We start from the raw sequence: 2,717 nt of genomic DNA on the forward strand, positions 1-2,717 counted from the left end.
GATTTTGATCTGCTTCAGAATGAACCGCATATCACCGGCATTGAGTGTGAAGTCCTGGCCCGTGGGAGCAGCAGAAACAGCGGGGGCGAGCACAGACGGGACTACTCCCGCCCCGATTACGAGAGCCAGTGCCCCGGCGGTGACCTTACGCGTCATTGCGTTCGTCAAGGCGCTGGAACGTGTCATGCTGACCTCCTTTCGCGGCTTGCGAAGTTTTGCCATTTTTTTCTCCATCAAGTACTAACCGGCTCCCCCCTCGTTGTGGTCGCTCGGTCTCGCTGAACGGCCCCAGCATGGTCGGGGGCCCTTTGGAAAAACTTGGGCAGCCGCCAGAGCCGGAGCTCCTGGCCCCGATTGCTAAGCTGGCGTGGCATCCACGCGCCGGCAGCAGCACACGTATTGAGGAGATTTCGATGAACGGCACCGGCAGATCCGTCCTGGTCACCGGGGCAACCGGCTATATCGGCGGCCGGCTGGTGCCAAAGCTTCTGGAGGAGGGCCACAACGTCAAAGTCCTTGTGCGCTCCCCCGACAAAATCGCCGGTGTGCCGTGGCGGGACAGGGTGGAGGTTGTGGAGAGCAGCCTGGACGACGGCGACGCGTTGCGGGCGGCACTCTCCGGCGTCGACGTCTTCTATTACCTGGTCCATTCCATGGCCGCCGGGGCAGGCTTCGAAGCCAAGGAACAATCGATGGCACGCGCGGCGGCCGAAGCCGCAGCGGCGGCAGGAGTCGGCAGGATCGTCTACCTGGGCGGGCTCCACCCCCAGGGCGTGGAACTGTCCACCCATATGCGTTCCCGGGAGGCCGTGGGCAAAGTGTTCCTGGGCAGCCCGGTGGACGCCATCGTGTTCCAGGCAGGGGTGGTGATCGGTTCCGGTTCCGCCTCCTTCGAAATGATCCGCCATCTCTCCGAGACGTTGCCGCTAATGCCGGCGCCCAGCTGGGTCCGCAACCGGATCGAGGCCATTGCGGTGCGGGACGTCCTGTACTACCTGGTGTCCGCGGCGTCCTTGGAGGCGCCCATCAACCGCACGTTCGACATCGGTTGCCGGCAGGTGCTGACGTACGCCGGGATGATGAAGGAGTACGCCGCCGAGGCGGGCCTGCCGCATCGGGTAGTGCTGGCACTGCCTGTCCCCGCGCCGAAGCTCGCGGGGATGTGGGTGGCCCTGACCACACCCATCCCGCTGTCCATGGCTGTGCCCCTGGTTCAGTCACTCCAGCACGACGCCGTGTCCAATGAGCACGACATCGACGAGTACATTCCGCAGCCCGATGGCGGCCTCACCGGCTACCGCACCGCCGTTGCCCTGGCCCTTAGCAAGGAACGCGACGGCCAAGTGCAGACCACGTGGGCCAACGCGGGCGTGGCAGCCGATCCCCTGCCCAGCGACCCGGACTGGGCGGGGCACAAGGTCTACATCGACGAGCGGACCTTCCATGGCGACGTAAACCCTGCCTACGTGTGGACGGTCATCGAGGGAATCGGCGGACGCAACGGCTGGTACTCCCTGCCGCTGGCCTGGCAGGTCCGCGGCTGGCTGGATAAACTGACGGGCGGCGCCGGACTGCTGCGGGGACGCCGGCATCCCGGGCGGCTCGCGACCGGAGAAGTAGTGGACTGGTGGCGGGTGGAACGGATCGACCACGGAAAGCTGTTGCGGCTCCGTGCGGAGATGCGTGCTCCGGGCAGGGCATGGCTGGAGCTGGCCGTGGAGCCGGACGGGACCGGCAGCAGGTACCGGCAGCGGGCCATCTTCTTCCCCAAGGGCCTCACCGGACGGCTGTACTGGCTGGCGGTCCTTCCATTCCACAGCCTGATCTTTCCTGCCATGGCCAGGAACATCACCGGGGCGGCGCGCACCCTCGCGGATGCGGAGCGGACAGCCGGGACCCCGTAGGATGTTTGGAGCCTAATCCGATCCCACGTCCCAGGAGGACCCATGGCCTTGAGCGCAACCACCACCCTTCCGCACTCCGTCCCCAACGTTGCAGCTGTCCTGGTGAATGAAGATTTCCAGCGCCACGTCAGCCAGCTTGTAGGCGGCAGCCTCGAATCCTTCACCGTGGACGGCGACGTTGCCGGCGCGTTCAGCGCCACGTCCGTTCGGACCCTGCCCACCACCCGGCTTCCCGAGTTCGCCCGCAAGTTCGTGGGTGAGCACCTCAAGGTGACCCAGGTGGAAAACTGGGATGCCCCCGCGGCCGACGGTTCCCGCCAGAGCAACATCTCACTGAAGATCGCGGGCGCCCCTGTGGACGTCACCGCCGTGCAGCGGCTCGTGGCGGCCGACGGCGGAACGCGGGTAGAGCTTGAAGGCGCAGTAAAGTCTTCCGTTCCGTTCCTCGGCGGAAAGATTGCGGACGCCGCAGAGCCCATGGTCGCCAAGGCACTCAACCTGCAGGCCAAGCAGGCGCAGGCCTGGCTGGAAAGCCACTAGTTCGTGGAGCTGCCAGTCTTCGCCGCGCTGGTCCTGGTCATCTCCGGCCTCTGGTCCTTGGTGGTCTGGCCGCAGTTCCTGCGCCGGGTCATGAAGGACCCGCGGGCCCGGGACGCCGCCGGCAAGGCCACGAAGTTCCTCACCGTTCACGTGGTGCTGGTCAGCATCTCCATGGTGCTGGGGGCGGCCACCGCCATCATCGGGATCATGGGCTTGTTCAGCTAAGTCGACACAGAAGTCCGGCCCTCCTTCCTGCGGGAAGGAGGGCCGGAC

At 66.0% G+C, this 2,717-nt stretch carries 4 protein-coding genes; 3 read left to right on the top strand and 1 reads right to left on the bottom strand.

The annotated features are described in order from the left end of the window. On the bottom strand, positions 1 to 186 hold a 186-nt coding region (locus tag AC5RWX_RS32105; RefSeq protein ID WP_494100225.1), incomplete at its 3' end, for a hypothetical protein. Positions 187 to 413: 227 nt separating this feature from the next. On the opposite strand from AC5RWX_RS32105, the gene AC5RWX_RS32110 reads away from it, so the two are divergent. The 3 genes from AC5RWX_RS32110 to AC5RWX_RS32120 are packed head-to-tail and all read left to right on the top strand — an operon-like array spanning position 414 to position 2,669. Then, positions 414 to 1,904, top strand: a complete 1,491-nt coding sequence (locus AC5RWX_RS32110) for an SDR family oxidoreductase (protein ID WP_494100226.1) — start codon at positions 414 to 416, stop codon at positions 1,902 to 1,904. Positions 1,905 to 1,946: 42 nt separating this feature from the next. Then, positions 1,947 to 2,444: a DUF2505 domain-containing protein gene (locus tag AC5RWX_RS32115; protein WP_494100227.1), complete on the top strand. Its 498-nt coding sequence runs from the start codon at positions 1,947 to 1,949 to the stop codon at positions 2,442 to 2,444. A gap of 3 nt (positions 2,445 to 2,447) precedes the next feature. After that, the gene (locus AC5RWX_RS32120; protein ID WP_494100228.1) at positions 2,448 to 2,669 is read left to right on the top strand and encodes an SCO4848 family membrane protein; all 222 of its coding nucleotides are present in this window, start codon (positions 2,448 to 2,450) and stop codon (positions 2,667 to 2,669) included. The last annotated feature ends 48 nt before the right edge of the window (positions 2,670 to 2,717 follow it).

It is taken from the genome of Arthrobacter sp. SPT-J7 (assembly GCF_059089965.1).